Annotated in this window: 1 protein-coding gene; it reads right to left on the reverse strand. The window is 48.3% G+C overall.

Going from position 1 to position 302, the window contains the following annotated elements; all coding sequences use genetic code 11:
* The coding region (locus JJB97_RS18500; protein ID WP_238715551.1) for a transposase at positions 1–211 on the reverse strand (211 nt) is incomplete at its 3' end.
* Between the last annotated feature and the right edge of the window lie 91 nt (positions 212–302).

Consider the following 302-nt stretch of genomic DNA (forward strand, 5'->3'; position numbering starts at 1 on the left):
CCGGGACGACATCTTCACCGGCAGTAACAGCGGTCAGCGATCCCTCTTCATACTGTTTTCGCCATTTGAAGATCTGGTTGGCATTGATGCCATGCAGACGAGCGACATGGGACACGGTCATGCCAGGCTCCATAGTCTGCTGAATAATGGCAATTTTTTCCTGCGGAGTACGACGGCGACGCCGCTCAGGTCCTGATAACACTTCAACCATCTTATTATTCTGACTGATGTTAAACATAGTTCTAAGACTACCTCTTATTTTAAGAGAGGCGAAGTGTCTGGTGATCTATGGGGCTAGTCTA

This window comes from Tenebrionibacter intestinalis, assembly GCF_016632365.1.
Taxonomy (GTDB): domain Bacteria; phylum Pseudomonadota; class Gammaproteobacteria; order Enterobacterales; family Enterobacteriaceae; genus Tenebrionibacter; species Tenebrionibacter intestinalis.